Origin of the sequence: Streptomyces sp. NPDC014991 (assembly GCF_043080665.1) — a bacterium.
In the GTDB taxonomy this organism is placed as follows: Bacteria; Actinomycetota; Actinomycetes; order Streptomycetales; family Streptomycetaceae; genus Streptomyces.
Map to the genome: position 1 here is coordinate 1 of NZ_JBIBVY010000014.1, position 16,230 is coordinate 16,230.

Annotated in this window: 17 protein-coding genes and 1 pseudogene; 9 read left to right on the forward strand and 9 right to left on the reverse strand. The window is 74.3% G+C overall.

Annotated features, from left to right (window positions below; all coding sequences use genetic code 11):
• From ACF1BE_RS21870 to ACF1BE_RS21890, 5 genes are all read left to right on the forward strand, one after another.
• Positions 1–141, forward strand: a 141-nt coding sequence (locus ACF1BE_RS21870; protein ID WP_392200835.1) for a hypothetical protein, incomplete at its 5' end; no start/stop codon positions are given.
• 15 nt (positions 142–156) lie between these two features.
• Positions 157–1,035: a phosphogluconate dehydrogenase (NAD(+)-dependent, decarboxylating) gene (gnd, locus tag ACF1BE_RS21875; RefSeq protein ID WP_392200836.1), complete on the forward strand. Its 879-nt coding sequence runs from the start codon at positions 157–159 to the stop codon at positions 1,033–1,035.
• Between the two features lie 6 nt (positions 1,036–1,041).
• Complete coding sequence (locus tag ACF1BE_RS21880; protein ID WP_392200684.1) at positions 1,042–1,635, forward strand: histidine phosphatase family protein; 594 nt, start codon at positions 1,042–1,044, stop codon at positions 1,633–1,635.
• 114 nt (positions 1,636–1,749) lie between these two features.
• Positions 1,750–3,213, forward strand: coding sequence for a membrane-associated oxidoreductase (locus tag ACF1BE_RS21885; protein ID WP_392200685.1), 1,464 nt, complete (start codon positions 1,750–1,752; stop codon positions 3,211–3,213).
• A gap of 115 nt (positions 3,214–3,328) precedes the next feature.
• The gene (locus ACF1BE_RS21890; protein WP_392200686.1) at positions 3,329–3,994 is read left to right on the forward strand and encodes a TetR/AcrR family transcriptional regulator; all 666 of its coding nucleotides are present in this window, start codon (positions 3,329–3,331) and stop codon (positions 3,992–3,994) included.
• A 52-nt stretch (positions 3,995–4,046) separates the two neighbouring features.
• Here the strand turns inward: ACF1BE_RS21890 and ACF1BE_RS21895 are convergent, their stop codons facing one another.
• The gene (locus ACF1BE_RS21895; RefSeq protein ID WP_392200837.1) at positions 4,047–4,643 is read right to left on the reverse strand and encodes a TetR/AcrR family transcriptional regulator; all 597 of its coding nucleotides are present in this window, start codon (positions 4,641–4,643) and stop codon (positions 4,047–4,049) included.
• Positions 4,644–4,743: 100 nt separating this feature from the next.
• Between ACF1BE_RS21895 and ACF1BE_RS21900 the strand changes: the two genes are divergently transcribed.
• A complete protein-coding gene (locus ACF1BE_RS21900) occupies positions 4,744–5,622 on the forward strand; it encodes an NAD(P)-dependent oxidoreductase (RefSeq protein WP_392200687.1) in 879 nt (292 codons plus the stop codon).
• Positions 5,623–5,644: 22 nt separating this feature from the next.
• Here the strand turns inward: ACF1BE_RS21900 and ACF1BE_RS21905 are convergent, their stop codons facing one another.
• Positions 5,645–6,082 (reverse strand): PPOX class F420-dependent oxidoreductase, encoded by a 438-nt coding sequence (locus ACF1BE_RS21905; protein ID WP_392200688.1) that lies wholly within the window; start codon positions 6,080–6,082, stop codon positions 5,645–5,647.
• A gap of 499 nt (positions 6,083–6,581) precedes the next feature.
• Between ACF1BE_RS21905 and ACF1BE_RS21910 the strand changes: the two genes are divergently transcribed.
• Positions 6,582–7,805, forward strand: a complete 1,224-nt coding sequence (locus ACF1BE_RS21910) for a serine hydrolase domain-containing protein (protein ID WP_392200689.1) — start codon at positions 6,582–6,584, stop codon at positions 7,803–7,805.
• A gap of 70 nt (positions 7,806–7,875) precedes the next feature.
• On the opposite strand, the gene ribA is transcribed toward ACF1BE_RS21910, so the two are convergent.
• On the reverse strand, positions 7,876–8,547 hold the full coding sequence (gene ribA, locus ACF1BE_RS21915) for a GTP cyclohydrolase II (RefSeq protein ID WP_392200690.1): 672 nt from the start codon (positions 8,545–8,547) through the stop codon (positions 7,876–7,878).
• A gap of 39 nt (positions 8,548–8,586) precedes the next feature.
• On the opposite strand from ribA, the gene ACF1BE_RS21920 reads away from it, so the two are divergent.
• Entirely contained in the window at positions 8,587–9,363 is a 777-nt protein-coding gene (locus ACF1BE_RS21920; RefSeq protein ID WP_392200838.1) for a creatininase family protein, read from the forward strand.
• Positions 9,364–9,515: 152 nt separating this feature from the next.
• Here the strand turns inward: ACF1BE_RS21920 and ACF1BE_RS21925 are convergent.
• From ACF1BE_RS21925 to ACF1BE_RS21945, 5 genes and pseudogenes are all read right to left on the reverse strand, one after another.
• Positions 9,516–10,613: pseudogene (locus ACF1BE_RS21925) on the reverse strand (lysylphosphatidylglycerol synthase transmembrane domain-containing protein); the annotation flags it as partial.
• Positions 10,610–11,620 (reverse strand): class I SAM-dependent methyltransferase, encoded by a 1,011-nt coding sequence (locus ACF1BE_RS21930; RefSeq protein ID WP_392200839.1) that lies wholly within the window; start codon positions 11,618–11,620, stop codon positions 10,610–10,612. The gene ACF1BE_RS21930 and the pseudogene ACF1BE_RS21925, both read right to left, overlap by 4 nt.
• A gap of 32 nt (positions 11,621–11,652) precedes the next feature.
• On the reverse strand, positions 11,653–12,834 hold the full coding sequence (locus ACF1BE_RS21935) for a glycosyltransferase family 4 protein (RefSeq protein WP_392200691.1): 1,182 nt from the start codon (positions 12,832–12,834) through the stop codon (positions 11,653–11,655).
• Complete coding sequence (locus ACF1BE_RS21940) at positions 12,831–13,229, reverse strand: 6-pyruvoyl tetrahydropterin synthase family protein (RefSeq protein ID WP_392200692.1); 399 nt, start codon at positions 13,227–13,229, stop codon at positions 12,831–12,833. The genes ACF1BE_RS21935 and ACF1BE_RS21940 overlap by 4 nt, the downstream gene beginning before the upstream one ends.
• A gap of 109 nt (positions 13,230–13,338) precedes the next feature.
• Positions 13,339–14,328 (reverse strand): zinc-binding alcohol dehydrogenase, encoded by a 990-nt coding sequence (locus ACF1BE_RS21945; protein WP_392200693.1) that lies wholly within the window; start codon positions 14,326–14,328, stop codon positions 13,339–13,341.
• 107 nt (positions 14,329–14,435) lie between these two features.
• On the opposite strand from ACF1BE_RS21945, the gene ACF1BE_RS21950 reads away from it, so the two are divergent.
• Complete coding sequence (locus tag ACF1BE_RS21950; protein WP_392200694.1) at positions 14,436–15,215, forward strand: CDP-alcohol phosphatidyltransferase family protein; 780 nt, start codon at positions 14,436–14,438, stop codon at positions 15,213–15,215.
• Positions 15,216–15,226: 11 nt separating this feature from the next.
• On the opposite strand, the gene ACF1BE_RS21955 is transcribed toward ACF1BE_RS21950, so the two are convergent.
• Entirely contained in the window at positions 15,227–15,772 is a 546-nt protein-coding gene (locus ACF1BE_RS21955; RefSeq protein WP_392200695.1) for a DUF3742 family protein, read from the reverse strand.
• Between the last annotated feature and the right edge of the window lie 458 nt (positions 15,773–16,230).

Consider the following 16,230-nt stretch of genomic DNA (forward strand, 5'->3'; position numbering starts at 1 on the left):
TCCTTCGACCAGTGGGGCGTGGAACTGGGCAAGGTCCTCGCCAAACGCGTCGAACCCGCCCTCACCGAAGGCACCGACGTACCCGGCCTCGACCCGTCCACCACGGCCCTCGTCGCCACCTACCGTTCTCTCAGGAAGTGAAGTGACATGACAGCCATGCAGTTGGGCCTCATCGGTCTGGGCAAGATGGGCGGCAACATGCGCGAGCGGCTGCGCCGCGCCGGCCACGAGGTCGTCGGCTACGACCGCAACCCGGAGGTTTCCGACGTCAAGAGCCTCGCCGAACTCGTGGAGAAGCTGGACGCGCCCCGCCATGTGTGGGTGATGGTCCCGGCCGGCACCGCCACGCAGGGCGTCATCGACGAGCTGAAGGACCTGCTCTCCGAGGGCGACACCGTCATCGACGGCGGCAACTCCCGCTGGACGGACGACGAGAAGCACGCCGCCGAACTCGGCGTCAAGGGCATCGGCTTCGTCGACGCCGGCGTCTCCGGCGGTGTGTGGGGCCTGGAGAACGGCTACGCGCTCATGGTCGGCGGTGACAAGGAGCACGTGCGGCGGATCCAGCCGATCTTCGACGCGCTCAAGCCGGAGGGCCCGTACGGATACGTCCACGCGGGCCGGGTCGGCGCCGGGCACTTCTCGAAGATGGTCCACAACGGCATCGAGTACGCGATGATGCAGGCCTACGCCGAGGGCTGGGAGCTGCTGGAGAAGGTCCGCTCGGTCGACAACGTCCGCGAGGTGTTCCGCTCCTGGCAGGAGGGCACCGTCATCCGCTCCTGGCTGCTGGACCTCGCGGTCAACGCCCTGGACGACGACGAGCACCTGGAGAAGCTGCGCGGCTACGCGGAGGACTCCGGCGAGGGACGCTGGACCGTCGAGGCGGCCATCGACAACGCGGTGCCGCTGCCCGCGATCACCGCCTCGCTGTTCGCGCGGTTCGCCTCCCGGCAGGACGACTCGCCGCAGATGAAGATGATCGCCGCGCTGCGCAACCAGTTCGGCGGCCACGCGGTCGAGAAGAAGGACTGACCCGCCGTGGGGGACCTCCTGCTGGTCCGCCACGGTGAGACGGAGTGGAGCAGGTCGGGACGGCACACCAGCTGGACCGACCTGCCCCTGACCGGGCACGGCGAGGAACAGGCCAAGTCCCTCGCCCCGCTCCTCACCGGCCGGACCTACGCCCTCGCGCTGGCGAGCCCGCTGAGCCGCGCGATACGCACCGCCGAACTGGCCGGCCTGCCCGGGGTCGTGACCGACCCGGGGCTGCACGAGTGGGACTACGGTGGCTACGAGGGCATCACCACCGTCGACATCCACCGCGACCGTCCCGCCTGGGACCTGTGGACCGACGGCGTGCCGCCCGGCCCGGACGGACACCCGGGCGAGTCACCGGCGCAGATCGGCGCGCGCGCCGACCGGGTCCTGGCCCGCGTCGGCCCGGCCCTCGCCGAGGACGCCGGTGACGTGGTCCTCGTCGCCCACGCCCACTTCCTGCGCGTCCTCACCGCGCGCCGCCTGGGCCTGCCGCCTGCCGAGGGCCGCCTGTTCCAGCTGGCCACCGGCACGGTCAGCCGCCTGTCGACCGAGCACGACCGCCCGGTGATCGCGGAGTGGAACGTCCAGCCGTAGCCGATGCCCGTGTGCCCCCGGCCCGCCACCGCCCGCGGACCGGGGGCACACGGGCGCCCGGGTCCGGTCAGGCCGCGTTGACAGCCGCTCCCGGCCCGGGTCAGAGTCCCCCGGGTGGAGATCAGCGAGCTGACGGCGGCCGAGGAGCGGGTGTGGCGGGCGTTCCCGCGGGGGGAGTCGGTGGACTTACGGGAGAGCCCGGACGAGGACACCGCTGACGGCGGCGGCTGGGGGCCCGAGCGGACGGTGCGCGCCCGGGTGTTGCGTGCCCTGCTGCTGGACGGGCCGCGGCACGACGGCGAGATAGCCTCGCTGAATCTGGCGGGCGCCCGGATCACCGGCCGGCTCGACCTCCGGTACGCGACGATCGACCACCCGGTGCGGCTGCGGCACTGCCACTTCGACGAGGCCCCGCGGTGCGACGGCGCCCGGCTGCGCGAGCTGAACCTCAGCGAGTCCGTCCTGCCCGGCCTCGCCGCCCACGCCGTCCACGTGGACGGCGTCCTGCGGATGACCCGCACCCGGTGCCGCGGCATCGTACGGCTCGCCGGCGCCCGCATCGCCGGCAGCCTGTACCTGGAGAGCGCCGAGGTGGCCGCGCCCGGTGAGGAGGATCCGGTGCTCCAGCTCAACCAGGCGGTCATCGGCGGTGACTTGTGGGCGCCGGGCCTGCGCACGCACGGGCAGACACGGCTCAACGGCGCCCTGACCGCCGGTTCGGTCAACCTCAGCGAGGCGCGGCTGCACCATCCCGGGCAGGGCGCGCTCGACGCGCAGACGTTCTCCGTGGGCGGCGACATGCTGGTCCGGCACGCCGAGGTGCGGGGCTGGACGGGCCTGCGGGGCGCCCGTGTCGCGGGCCGGCTCGACCTGTCGTACACCCTCCTGTCGAATCCGGGGAGTCCGGCGCTGCGGGCCGGCAGCACGACGATCGGCGAGCTGTGGCTGCGCAAGAGCCCGCCCATGGACGGCTGCCTCGACCTGCGCCGCGCCCAGCTGGAGGTCCTGCTGCTGGAACCGGAGTCGGTGCCCGAGGAGGTGCGGCTCGGCGGCCTGACGTACACCTCGCTCACCCCGCACGCACCCGCCGAGCGCCGCCTGCCCATGCTGGAGCGGGAGCGGGACGGCTATGTCCCGCACGCCTACGAGCAGTTGACGGCCGCCTACCGCCGGACCGGGGACGACCACGCGGCCCGGCTGGTGCAGCTCGCCAAGCAGCGCCGGCACCGCCACATCCTGCCCTGGTACGGCCGGCTGTGGGGCCTGGTGCAGGACGTCGCCGTCGGCTACGGCTTCCGTCCGCTGCGCGCCGCCGGCTGGCTGCTGTCGCTGCTCGCGCTCGGCTCCGCCGTCTTCGCGCTGCACCACCCGCAACCGCTGAAGACGGACGAGGCACCCCCGTTCCACCCGGTGTTCTACACGCTCGACCTGCTGCTGCCGGTGATCTCCTTCGGGCAGGACTCGGCGTTCGCGCCGCGCGGCGGTTACCAGGTTCTCGCCTACGTCCTGGTCCTCACCGGCTGGATCCTGGCGACGACCGTGGTCGCCGGCGTGACCCGCACGGTGAGCCGCCAGTGACGCCGCGTGCCGGGTGCCGGTCCGCGGGCCGGCCGCGCGCCCGGGCCCTGGTCCTACAATCACCGGCACGCGAACGCGCACTCCGCCCAGGCTCCGCACGGCCCGAAGGAACCCGATGACCAGCGCCGAAGAACCGGTAGGACCCGGCGAGCGGGTGCGCGACCCCGCCCGGACCAGGGACGAGATCCTCGACGTGGCCACGCGCGAGTTCGCCCGGGCCGGTTACGACGGTGCCCGGGTCGACGAGATAGCGGCCCGTACCCGCACCACGAAGCGGATGATCTACTACTACTTCGGCGGCAAGGAACAGCTGTTCACGGCCGTGCTGGAGCGGGCGTACGGGCTGATCCGGGGCGCGGAGCAGCAGCTGGACGTCGACCACCTGGACCCGGTGGCGGCGATCCGGCGGCTGGCCGAGCTGACCTTCGACCACTGCGAGCGGCACCCGGACTTCGTCCGCCTGGTCGGCATCGAGAACGACCAGGGCGCCGGGCACCTCGCGGCCTCCGGGCGGCTCGGCCGGGCCGGTTCCCCGGCGCTCGACCTGATCCGCCGTGTCCTCGCCGCCGGTCAGGAGTCCGGGGTGTTCAGGGCCGGCGTGGACGCGGTCGACCTGTACGCGGTGATCACCTCGTTCTGCTTCTTCCGGGTCGCGAACCGGCACACCTTCGGCACCTTGTTCGGCCGGGATCTGATGGACCCGGCGCGGCGCGCGCACTACCGGGCCATGCTCTCCGACATGGTGATCGCCTACCTCGCGGCGGAGCGGACGCCGGCCTGACGCCGACGTGCACGGATCCTCCGCCTCCTGGTCGGCCGCGCTCGGCGTGCCGTCACCCGGCGGGGTCCACCGCCGCGTCGAGCAGCGGGCCGAGTTCCCGGACGACGGTGGTCAGGGGCCGTACGTCCCGCTCGGCGCGCGCCATCAGGATGGCGCCCTCCAGAGCGCTGATCATGAGGGTGGCCAGCGACCCGGCCCGTGCGGCGGGGACGCCCATGTCCGTCAGCGCCGCGGCGAGCGGATCGCTCCAGGTCGCGAACGCGGCGGCCACGGCCTGGCGGGTCGAGCCGTCGGAGGAGGCGCAGTCGACCGTGGCCGCGGCGACCGGGCAGCCCGCCGCGAAGCCGTCCCGGCCGTACTCGTCGGTCCACTGCGCGGCCATCGCCGCGAACAGCCCGCTGGGCGCCCGGTCTTCCAGGGCCGCGAGGAACCGGGCGATGCGCGTGCCCGCGTACCGGCCGGCCCACTCGACCGCCTCGTTGACGAGCTGTTCCTTGCCGCCCGGGAAGTAGTGCTGAAGGGAGCCGCGCGGGGCGCCGGCGTGGGCGGCGACCTCGCGCATGCCGGTCGCGGCGACCCCGTCGCGCCGGATGAGCTGGGCCGCGCTGAAGACCATCCGTTCCCGCGGACCGCGCCGCGCCTGTGCCATCTCCACCTCCGGTCCTCGGCCCTCACCCTATGACGATCGTCATAACGCGCGCTACTATGACCACTGTCATAATCGACTCGCGACGGCGGAGGGCGGTCCCATGCCGGTCGGATTCATCGGTCTCGGAGTGATGGGCCGGCCCATGGCCCTGCGCCTGGTGTCCGCCGGCACCCCACTGGTGGTGTGGAACCGCACCCCGGAGCGCGCCGGAGAGCTGCGCGCGGCCGGCGCCGAGGTCGCCACGGATCCCGGCGAGGTGTTCGCGCGAGCGGAGACGGTGCTGCTGATGCTCGCCGACGGGACCGCGGTGGACGCGGTCCTCGGCCGCGGCACGCCCGCGCTGGCCGGGCGGGTCGCGGGCCGGACCGTCGTCCACATGGGCACGACCTCCCCGGAGTACTCCCACGCCCTGGAGGCCGAGATCCGCGCCGCGGGCGGCCGGTACGTCGAGGCGCCCGTCTCCGGGTCCCGGGTGCCGGCGGAGCAGGGGCAGCTGGTGGCCCTGCTCGCCGGGGAGCGGGACGCCGTGAACACCGTGCGGCCGCTGCTGGACCCGATGTGCCGGGAGACGTTCGTGTGCGGCCCGGCGCCGGGCGCGCTGCTGATGAAGCTGTCCGTGAACCTGTTCCTGATCACCCAGGTCACCGGGCTGGCCGAGGCGTTCCACTTCGCCGAGCGGCAGGGCCTGGACCGCGGGCTGTTCCTGGACGTCCTGGACGCGGGCCCGATGGCCAGCGGGGTCTTTCGGATGAAGGCGCCCAAGCTGCGCGAGCGGGACTTCGCCGTCCAGGCGGCGGCACTGGACGTGCTCAAGAACAACCGGCTGATCGCCGAGGCGGCGCGCACGGCCGGTCTGGCCTCGCCGCTCCTCGACGTCTGTCACTCCCTGTTCGAGGAGACGGTGGCACAGGGCCACGGCGGCGCGGACATGGTCGCCGTGCTGCGCGCGATCGAGGCGCGGACCGCCGGGGCGCCGTGAGTACCGGCCGTACGGCGCGCGGTCAGCTCCGGGGGACGCCGTACGCCCGCTCGACGCGGAGCCGTACGACCAGGCGGCGGTCGCGCACCATGGCGGCCCGGAAGTCGTCCCAGTCCGGATGTTCGCCGACGACGTCGCGGTAGAGCCGGACCAGTTCCTCGACGGTCCCGTCGTGCGCGTCGGCGGCGACCGGGGTCAGCTCGGCGGTGCCCTCGGCGACGGTGTACGCCCAGCGGTCGGAGCTGGTGACGTGGTACGAGGCACGCGGGTCGCGGCGCAGGTTACGGGTCTTGGCACGGTCGTCGGTGACCGAGATCCGGATGACCCGCTCGTCCGGATCGTAGGCGTGGCTGACGTTGGACAGCTGGGGACGTCCGTCACGCCGGAGAGTGACCAGTACGCCGCCGTGGCCTTCGGAGAGCAGGGCGAGCAGCGCGTCCTGCGGGGAGTCCTGAGTCATACCCGGATCAACTCGCGGCGGCGGTGCCCGCATTCCCCGCAGGCGGCAGGCGGGGCGGCGGCGGCGCTCGCGCCCGGCGTCCCGGTGCTGTCCGGGCCAGCGCGACGCCCGCCCCGCGCGGGGCCTCGCCCTGCCGGGGCGCCGGGTTCCGGCAGGGCGATGGTGGCGGCCACCCAGGGGATCGTCCGGCGGGCGGAGCCGGCGGTGGCCGCGGCGGCGGACGGCTCACAGCCGACCGCGCCGAACGTCGGGCCTTTCGTCGGTGCGGCCGCGGCGGCCGCGCTGCCGGGCGCGGGGCCGGGCCGGCACTGCTCGCGCCGGCGGCCGTGGCCGCGTGCGCGCTGCCCCTGGCCGGGCGCTGCCCGGGCCGTCCGGTGTCGCACCCGTCCCCCGTACTCCTGCGGCGAGCCGGTCCCGGGGGGTGGTCCTGCGCGACGATGAGAAGCGGACGCGGTCCGGCGGGCCGCGCCCTGGACGGCGACACGAGCGGAGGAGAGCGATGGCACAGCTGCGACAGGATGCCGCGCCGGAGGAGGCGGGGCTGGACGCCGCGGCCCTGGGCCGCCTCGACCGGCACTTCGCCCGCCACGTCGACGAGGGACGCCTGCCCGGATATCTCGTGGCCGTGGCCCGCGGCGGCCGGGTCGCCCATCTGACCACGTACGGGCTGCGGGACGTGGCCGCCGGGCTGCCGGTCGGGCCGGACACACTGTGGCGGATCTACTCGATGACCAAGCCCGTCACCGCGGTCGCGGTGCTGCTGCTGGCCCAGGACGGCCGGCTGTCCCTGGACGACCCCCTGGAACGCCATCTGCCCGCCTTCGCCGCCCCCCGGGTGTACGAGAGCGGTTCGGGTGCCGGCGTGCGCACCCGGCCGGCCGACGGCCCCCTCCTGATCCGGCATCTGCTCACCCACACCGCGGGCCTGACCTTCGGCTTCTACCACCGCCACCCGGTGGACGCCCTCTACCGGGAGGCGGGACTGGAGTACTCGGTGCCGCCCGGCGCCGGGCTCGCCGAGACCGTCGAGCTGTACGCGCGGATGCCGCTCCAGTCCGACCCGGGCACCGAGTGGAACTACTCGGTCGCCTCCAACGTGCTGGGCCGGGTGATCGAGGTCGTCTCCGGACAGCCGCTGGACGCCTTCTTCCGTGACCGGATCCTCGGCCCGCTCGGCATGACCGACACCGGCTTCCACGTCACGCCCGAACAGGCCGGGCGGCTGGCCGAGTTGTACGGCGAGACGGACGACGGCGGCATCGAGCCGGTGCCGGGGCTGCCGGTGCGCGACCGGCCCCGGTTCCTGTCCGGCAGCGGCGGCCTGGTCTCCTGCGCCCACGACTTCCACCGGTTCATGGAGATGCTGCGCCGGGGCGGCGAACTGGACGGCGTACGGCTGCTCTCCCCGGAGTGGGTGACCCTGATGACCCGCAACCACCTGCCGGGCGGTGCCACCATCCGCTCCTGCGGCGCCCCGGTCCACCGGGAACCGGGCAACGACGGCCTCGGGTTCGGCTTCAACGTCTCCGTGGTCGTCGACCCCGCCCGCACCGCGGCCCCGTCGCACCCCGGCACCTACGGCTGGACCGGCGTGGCCACCACCGCGTTCTGGGTCGACCCGGCCCACGACCTGACCGTGCAGTTCATGAGCCAGGTACGCCCGAAGACGCTGAAGGTCTTCCCCGAGCTGCGGCGGCTGGCGCACGGGGCACTGGCGGACTGACCGCCGGCGGCCCGGCAGGGCGGAGCCGGCGGCGGTGTCCCGTTCCGGGGGGCGGCGTCCTGCCCGCGGGTCACGAGCCGTGGGCGACGGCGTCCAGATGCGGCAGGTGGTGGTCCATCCGCTCCCGCTTGGTCCGCAGGTAGGTGATGTTGCTCTCGCACGGCTCGATCAGCAGCGGCACCTGCTCGGCGACCTGGATGCCGTGCCGGACCAACGCCTCCCGCTTGCGCGGGTTGTTGGACATCAGCCGCACCGAGCGCACCCCGAGGTCGCGCAGGATCTCCGCGGCGACGCGGTAGTCCCGGGCGTCGACGGGCAGGCCCAGCGCGAGGTTCGCCTCCACCGTGTCCAGGCCCTCCGCCTGGAGGGCCATCGCGCGCAACTTGGCGAGCAGGCCGATGCCGCGGCCCTCGTGCCCCCTCAAGTAGACGACGATGCCGCTGCCTTCGGCGACCACCGCGCGCATCGCCGCCTCCAGCTGGTCGCCGCACTCGCAGTGCCGGGAGCCGAACGCGTCCCCGGTCAGGCACTCCGAGTGCAGCCGCACCAGCACACTGTCGGCGCCGATCTCACCGTGCACCAGGGCCACTTGCTCGTCCCCGCGGTCGTGGTCCAGGTAGCCGATCGCCTGGAATTGCCCGTACACCGTGGGCAGCGGCGCATTCACGACACGCTCCGCACCCGACCGCGGCGGGGACTTCTTGCCGAGTACGCCGATGTTGACGCCGGTGTTTTCTGTCATGATCTGATTCCTATGCAGAGACGAAAGGCCGTGGAAGAGATGAGTGGTTCGGGCGCGCGCGCAGCGGCATACCAAGTGGCGAGCGGCGTGGTGCCGACGGACACCACGGAGGACGTACGGGCGCGGGGGGCGGACGCGTCAGCACAGGTCGCCGTCCTTCCGGTCGGGAGCTTCGAACAGCACGGTCCGTTCCTTCCCCTGGCGACCGACACGCTGATCGCCTGCGCCGTGGCCCGGGAGATCGCCGCCGCCTACCCGGTGCATCTCCTGCCGCCGGTGACGCTCTCCTGCTCGCACGAGCACGCGGCCTGGCCGGGGACCGTCAGCATCTCCGCCGTGACCCTCCACGCGGTGATCACGGACATCGCGGCGTCGCTGCGCCGCTCGGGCGTCGACGCGCTCGTCGTGGTCAACGGGCACGGCGGCAACTACGTGCTCGGCAACGTCGTCCAGGAGGCGTCCGCGCGCGGCGAGCGGATGGCCCTGTTCCCCGCCGCCGAGGACTGGGAGACGGCGCGGGAACAGGCGGGAGTGGTCACCTCGCTGCTCACCGACATGCACGCGGGAGAGATCGAGACCTCGATTCTGCTGCACGCTCACCCCGAATTCGTCCGCCCTGGTAACGAGTCGGCCGATTTCACCGCCGACGACCGCCGTCATCTGCTCACCGTGGGAATGTCCGCCTATACCGAATCGGGCGTCATCGGCCGCCCCTCCCTGGGATCTGCGGAAAAGGGAAAGGAACTCCTGGCGAGCCTCACGGAATCCTTCGAACCGTATTTCGCGCTGCTCACCGCGGCCACGGGACGGGAGTAGCCCGGCGCGGGGACCTGCCGGCCGGGACCCGTGGGGGCGGCCCCGGCCGGCAGGCGCTCGGCGTCCGGCACGGGGCCGGGCTCCGGCGCGTCGGCCGGGCCGCGCAGACCCTCGTACCAGCGCAGGACGAGTACGGCGGCGCCCGGCAGGCTCGCGACGAAGCTCAGTACGCCGTAGACGACGGCGACCGCGACCCCGGTGTCCGCGCCGAGGCCCGCCGCGCCGAACGCCCACGCGGTGACCCCCTCCCGGGGGCCGAAACCGCCGACGTTCAGCGGCAGGCCCATGGCCAGCAGGGCGAGCACCGCGAGCGGCAGCAGCACCGCCACCGGGGCGGCCGAACCGCCGACCCTGGCCGCCACGACGAACATCACCAGGTGCCCGGCGAGGACGGCCGCGGAGGACAGCGCGACCCCCGGCCCGCTCTGCCGGGACGCCAGGCCCCGGCGGGCCTCGCCGAGCACGCGGCGCAGCGCCCCGCCCCGGCCGGCCGGCGTGCGGTTCATCCGGACGGCGACGACGACGGCGAGCGCGCCCGCCACGGCCGGCGCCATGAGCGGGGCGAAGGCACGGGCCTGGGCACGCACCGGGGACGGCAGGGTCAGCAGCACCACCACGGCGGTCACGGCCATCGCGACCTGCCCCGCGACCCGCTCCAAAACGACCGCCTTCACCCCGCGCCGCACGTCCCCCGCGTCCCGCCCGTGGCGGACCGCCCGGTGCACATCGCCCAGGATCCCGCCGGGCAACGCCGCGTTCAGGAACAGCGCGCGGTAGTAGTCGGCGACGGCGGCACCGAGCGGCAGCCGCAACCGCAGTCCCCGCGCGACCAGTTGCCAGCGCCACGCGCTGAACACCGTGGTGACCACGCCGATACCCAGTGCGGCGAGCACCGTCACGGCGTCGATCCGCCGCAGCCCGTCCACCAGCACACCGGTACCGAGCCGCCACAGAAGGACGCCGAGGATCACCACGCCGACGCACGTACCGGCCTGACTCCGCAGGAGGCGCGCGCCGGAGCGCCGGGGGGCGGCGGGCAGGGAGGCGGGTGCCAAGGTGGCGCCGGGTGCGGGTGCGGGGGGTACCGCCGCGGTGGGGGCGGTGCCGGGCGCGCTCGCGGGAGACACCCGCGGGCGTGGCGGGTGCGCGCCTGCGGGGTCCTCGCCGGTCAGGTGGGGGCGGGCCGGGTCCGTCGGTGCCGTACGGGCGCGGGTGACGGCGCGCACCGCAGGAGCCGGCCGCGCGCTCATGCCGGGCCGCCCGTCGGCCGGGGCAGTGCCAGCAGGTCGGTGTGGTGCACGGTGACCCGCAGCTCGCCGGCCGCGCAGGCGGCGAGCCGGGCGTCCAGATAGCGCTCGGCGCGGTCCCGCAGCTCCGGACGCTGCTCGACGGCCGCGCCCACCCAGCCGCGCAGCCACTGCCCGGTCAGCGCGGCCTCCGCGGGGCCGAGCCGCCACGGGCTCGGCTGGACACGGACCGTCGCCCCTCGCGCGGCGAACGCCTCGCCGGCCACGGTGACCGCGTCCGGGCCGAGCAGCCCGGCGCGCCGCTGGTGGGCGTTGAACGCGTCGGTGATCTCGGCGTCGAGCGGGTCCGCCGGGGTGAGTTCGACGCGGCCGGCGACGGAGAGGGTGAGCAGGGCCGGGCAGCCGGCGCCGACGCAGGCGTCGGCCAGGTTCTCGATCTCCTCCCGGGTGAGGACGTCGAGCAGCGCGGAGGCGGTCACCAGCGAGGCTCCGGTCAGCGCGTCCGGGGTGAGCCGGGCCACGTCGCCGCGCCGGGTCTCGACCGTGACGCCGCTGCCGTCGGCGGCGGAGCGCGGGGAGGCGACGGCGGCGAAGTGCAGCAGGTAGGGGTCGCGGTCGTGCAGGATCCAGTGCTGGGCGCCGTCCAGGCGGGGCGCGAGCCAGCGGCCCATCGAGCCGGTGCCGCAGCCCAGGTCGTGCACGGCGAGTCCGCCCGCCCTGACCGCCCCGTCGGCCAGCCGGACACGCAACGGGTCGAGCAGGTCCGTCGCCCGGGCCGCCGCGTCGGCGGGTTCCCGCAGCTGGAGCCACTCGGGCGCGTACCGCGGGGCGTCCTCCGGGTCACCGTCCCGCAGCCTTACGGTGGCCCGTTCACCGGCCCGGACGACGGGCCCGGCCCCGGCGATGACCGCGCCCCCGGCACCCTGGCTCCCACTCCCGCCGGCACTCTCCCCCGCCCCGGCCGGAGTCGGTCCGGGGGACGTCGTGCGCCGCGGGTGCGTGGGGGCCATGGCGGCAGGGCCGGTGTGGGTGTCCGGGCGGGTCATGACGTCGTCCTCGGTGGTTCGGGGAGTCGTTGGAGGACTCCGGCCAGGCTGCGGGCGGTGGTGGCCCAGCCGCCGAGCGCCGCGCGGCGGCTTCGCGCGGCGGCCTTGAGACGGCGGCGTACGTCGGGTTCGCCGAACCAGCCGCGGAGTTCGGCGGCGAGCGCCGCCGGGTCCTCCGGCGGGACGAGGATGCCGGGCACTCCGCCGTCGGGGGCACGGCCGACGGCCTCGGGCACGCCGCCGACGTCGGTGGCGAGGACCGGGATGCCACGGGCGAGGGCCTCGGTGACCGCCATGCCGTAGGTCTCGGCGTAGGAGGTGAGGACCATCAGGTCCGCGGCGGCGTAGGAGGCGTCGAGGCCGGCGCCGGAGCGCGGGCCGGTCAGGTGCAGGCGGTCACCGAGGCCGTGCCGGGCGATCAGCTCCCGCAGGTGGGTCACATACGCGGGGTCGTTGCCGAGTCCGCCGACGCACTCGCAGGTCCACGGCAGGTCCCGTACCGCCGCGAGCGCCTCCACCAGCCGGTGCTGGCCCTTGCGGGGGGTCACGGCGGCCACGCACAGCAGCCGGGAGACGCCGTCGGTGCCGGGGGCGAGGGGCGCGATGTCGGCGCCGGGCGCGGCGACGTGCACCCGGTCGGGGATGAGTCCGTGGTGGGAGACGAGCCGGCGGACCGCCCAGTCGCTGGTGGCGATCACCGCGGGCACCGCCCGCAGCACCGTCCGCTCGCGGGTGTCCAGGACGGCGGCGACGGCCGGGTCCAGGCCGGTCTCGTCGCCGAGCGGCAGATGGACGAGGACGGCGAGCCGCAGGCGTCCGGCCTCCGGGAGGACGGTCTCGGGGACGCCGCAGGCGACGAGGCCGTCGAGCAGGACGACGGCGTCGTCGGGCAGGTCCCGCAGGGTCCGGGCGAGCCGGTCGCGGGCGGCGCCGTCCGGGTGCGGCCAGGTGCCGGGGACGGGGTGCCGGGTGACCTGCCAGCCGAAGCCGGGCAGGTCCAGGCAGACCCGGCGGTCGTAGGCGTTGCCGCCGCTGGGCGCCGTCGGGTCGTCGACGCCGCCCGGCATCACGAAGTGCACGGTGCGCAGGGACATGGGAATGATTCCGGCGTTCTCGGCGGGGGTGTGCTGCGCGGGGACGTACGTCAGGCGGGCCGGCCGCACCGTCAGGTCGGTCACAGGTCACGCTCGTAACTCGCCCAGGCGACGTGCGACTCGTGCAGGGTGACGGTGATGCCGTGCAGGCCCCGGGCGCCCTCGCCGAGGGCGCCCCGGTGGACGCGATCGGCGAGCCGGTCGGCGATGACCTTGGCGAGGAACTCGGTGGAGGTGTTGACGCCGGCGAAGTCGGGTTCGTCGTCGAGGTTGCGGTAGTTCAGTTCGGCGACGACGGCGCCCAGTTCCTGCGTGGCCAGCCCGATGTCGACGACGATGTTGTCCTCGTCCAGCTGTTCGCGGCGGAACGTCGCATCGACGAGGAACGTGGCGCCGTGCAGTCGCTGCGCGGGCCCGAAAACCTCGCCGTGGAAGCTGTGGGCGATCATGATGTGATCGCGGACGGTGATGCTGAACAACGGACGACCCTCCAGGTGCGGCGCGTCTTGTCCCCCGCCTTGCCCGCCGGGGGATGTCGTGTAGTACGGCTCCTCGCTTCCCCGTGTTCAGCCGTGACTCACTCTTTTCTCAGGTCAGGCCGTTGTCGGTGTACCGGATCCGGTGGCACAGGGCGGGGATCTCACCGGAGGCCAGTCCCGGCAGCACGGACGGCAGTTCCTCGAAGGCGCTCTCCCCGGTGACGAGCGCGTCGAGCGCCGGGTCGGCGAGCAGGTCCAGGGCGAGCGCCATCCGGTCGGCGTAGGTGCGGCCGGCCCGGGCGGCCGGGGAGACGGTACCGACCTGGCTGCTGCGCACGGTGAGCCGGCGGGAGTGGAAGGTCTCGCCGAGCGGCAGGGCCACGCTCCGGTCGCCGTACCAGCTCAGCTCCACGACGGTGCCCTCCGGGGCGAGGAGTTCCAGGGCCCGGGCGAGGCCCGCCTCGCTGGCGCTGGCGTGCACGACGAGGTCGCAGTCGCCGAGGGCGTCGGCGGGCGCGGCGAAGTCCACGCCGAGTGCCCGGGCGGTGTTCGCGCGGTCGGGATCGGCGTCCACGAGCTGGAGGCGGATGCCCGGGAAGCGGGCGAGCAGCGCGGTCACCGCGCAGCCGACCATGCCGCCGCCGATCACCGCGATCCGGTCGCCGATGAGCGGTGTCGCGTCCCACAGGGCGTTCACGGCGGTCTCCACGGTGCCGGCGAGCACGGCCCGCTCGGCGGGCACCCGATCGGGTACCACGGTGACGGCGCTCACCGGGACGACGTACCGGCTCTGATGCGGATACAGGCAGAAGACGGTGCGCCCGACCAGCTCGTCCGGTCCCTCCTCCACGACGCCGACGTTCAGGTAGCCGTACTTCACCGGGCCCGGGAAGTCGCCCTCCTGGAACGGCGCCCGCATCGCGGCGTGTTGGCTCGCGGGCACCCCGCCGCGGAAGACGAGCGTCTCCGTGCCCCGGCTGACCCCGGAGTACAGCGTGCGCACCAGGACCTCGTCGGCGGCGGGCCGGGCGAGGGTGACGTCGCGCAGTTCTCCGTGGCCGGGCGAGCGGAGCCAGAAAGCGCGGGCCGACCGGTTCATCGGCATCCTCCTGAACGATCGGGAAGTTGTTCACGTACCGAGATGTGCACAGGCCGCGCAGAGTACGCGGCGTTGATCGACTCTGTCACTCGGCCGGAGGATGTGCGGTGGCCCTGAACAACACTTATGACGCGAGGCTCCAGCAGGAGACCGCTGTGGGAGCGGGCGTGCAGATCCTGCTGCTGGCCCTGCTCGGCTCGGCGATCGGCATGGGGCCGGCCGGCTGGCTGACGGGGCTGGCCTTCGCGTTCGCCACCTGGGCGGTCCTCTCCCGCGCCCTGCACCGCTCCCGGCTCAGCTCCTTCGGGCCCGCCAACCGGGTCACGCTCGGCCGGACGACCCTGGTCGGCGGGGTGACGGCGCTGGTCGCGGACTCCTTCGAGAGCGCGCCGCCGGTGACCCTGCTGGCCGCCCTGACCGCCGTGGCACTGCTGCTGGACGGCGTGGACGGCAAGGTGGCACGCCACACCGGCACGTCCTCCGCGCTGGGTGCGCGCTTCGACATGGAGGTCGACGCGTTCCTCATCCTGGTGCTGAGCGTGTACGTGTCCAGGCACCTCGGCCCGTGGGTGCTGCTGATCGGCGGCATGCGGTACGCGTTCGTGGCCGCTGCCCGGGTGGCCCCCTGGCTGAACGCCCCGCTGCCGCCGTCGTTCGCCCGCAAGACGGTGGCCGCCGTCCAGGGCGTCTGCCTGCTGCTGGCCGGCTCCGGGCTGCTGCCGCACGCGGCGAACCTCGCAGTCGTGCTGCCGGCCCTGGGCTCCCTGCTGTGGTCCTTCGGCCGGGACGTGCTGTGGCTGTGGCGGAACTCGCGTACGGCCGCCGGGCCGGTGGTGACGGAGCAGGCGGTGTCCGAGCCGATGGTGCTGGAACTGGCGACGCGCTGAACCTCACTCGTTCACTCGGGCGTGTTCCCGGACTGCGTATACAGTCCGCCGAACTGCTCGACGAGCTTGCGGTAGGCCTCCGCCCGGTCCGCGGGTGAGGGCGACCCCACGTCGCGGGCGATGTCTCCCCACACCGTTCCGTCCTGTCCGGACCGGAAGTCCGTCAGCCGTTCCTGGTGGTCCTCGTCCCAGTCCTGGACCAGCCCGACCCACGCGGCGGCAACCACCCCGATCAGCGCGAGCGCGAAACAGGCCACGAACCAGAAACGGCTGTGCGCGATCGTTCCGGCGACCAGGGACAGTGCCGCGATGACACACATCCTGGCCGTCCCGGCCGCGAGGCCCTCGTCTCCCAGCCAGCGACCAGTGGACCACAGGCGGGCGATAGGCCGCTCCCAACGACAGCACAGCTCGCAGACGGCCCGCGAACGCGGCCAGCGAGAGCGCGCCGAACTCGCTCGACACCCTCCATGCGATGTCCGGTCGCGCCCAGCCCCACACGAGCCGGGCAGCCGAGACCAGGGCCACGGCCCACAGCCCCGTCCAGGCCGCCGCACGCGTCACCGCACCCAGCCGGGCCTTCGGCGAACACCGCTCCGCTTCGAGCAGGGCCCAAGCGCGGTCCCGCCCCTCGCGCGCCTGCTTCAGGACCTGTTCCAGCCGGGCGTCCGCCGCCTCCTCAGCGGCTTGCCTGACGGCTGCCACGCGTTCGGACCCGGCTGCCGCGTATGTGGCGAGGGCGGTACGCACCACCCATCCGACGGCTGTCCCGGCACCGCCGTCCCGGGAGCACATCCACTCGTACCACTCGACTTGTCCAGCGGGAGGGGGCGTCACCCGCTCATCGAGTGTGCGCAGCCGGGTCGTGGGACCGTGACGGGACTGATCGGCTCGGGGGGGGGGGGGGGGGGCCCCCCCCCCCCCCCCCCCCGCAACCGGCCAGTTGAGGCCGGGGGGGGGGGGGCCCAAAAATACAACGCGGCCCCCGGGGGGCCGCGGAGGCGCCCCCGCGGGG

What these genes read in the sequence shown, in the direction of transcription:
- gnd (WP_392200836.1), top strand. Translation starts at nt 157, where the DNA reads ATGCAGTTGGGCCTCATCGGTCTGGGCAAGATGGGCGGCAACATGCGC.
- ACF1BE_RS21890 (WP_392200686.1), top strand. Translation starts at nt 3,329, where the DNA reads ATGACCAGCGCCGAAGAACCGGTAGGACCCGGCGAGCGGGTGCGCGAC.
- ACF1BE_RS21895 (WP_392200837.1), bottom strand. Translation starts at nt 4,643, where the DNA reads ATGGCACAGGCGCGGCGCGGTCCGCGGGAACGGATGGTCTTCAGCGCG.
- ACF1BE_RS21900 (WP_392200687.1), top strand. Translation starts at nt 4,744, where the DNA reads ATGCCGGTCGGATTCATCGGTCTCGGAGTGATGGGCCGGCCCATGGCC.
- ACF1BE_RS21905 (WP_392200688.1), bottom strand. Translation starts at nt 6,082, where the DNA reads ATGACTCAGGACTCCCCGCAGGACGCGCTGCTCGCCCTGCTCTCCGAA.
- ACF1BE_RS21910 (WP_392200689.1), top strand. Translation starts at nt 6,582, where the DNA reads ATGGCACAGCTGCGACAGGATGCCGCGCCGGAGGAGGCGGGGCTGGAC.
- ribA (WP_392200690.1), bottom strand. Translation starts at nt 8,547, where the DNA reads ATGACAGAAAACACCGGCGTCAACATCGGCGTACTCGGCAAGAAGTCC.
- ACF1BE_RS21920 (WP_392200838.1), top strand. Translation starts at nt 8,587, where the DNA reads ATGAGTGGTTCGGGCGCGCGCGCAGCGGCATACCAAGTGGCGAGCGGC.
- ACF1BE_RS21930 (WP_392200839.1), bottom strand. Translation starts at nt 11,620, where the DNA reads ATGGCCCCCACGCACCCGCGGCGCACGACGTCCCCCGGACCGACTCCG.
- ACF1BE_RS21945 (WP_392200693.1), bottom strand. Translation starts at nt 14,328, where the DNA reads ATGAACCGGTCGGCCCGCGCTTTCTGGCTCCGCTCGCCCGGCCACGGA.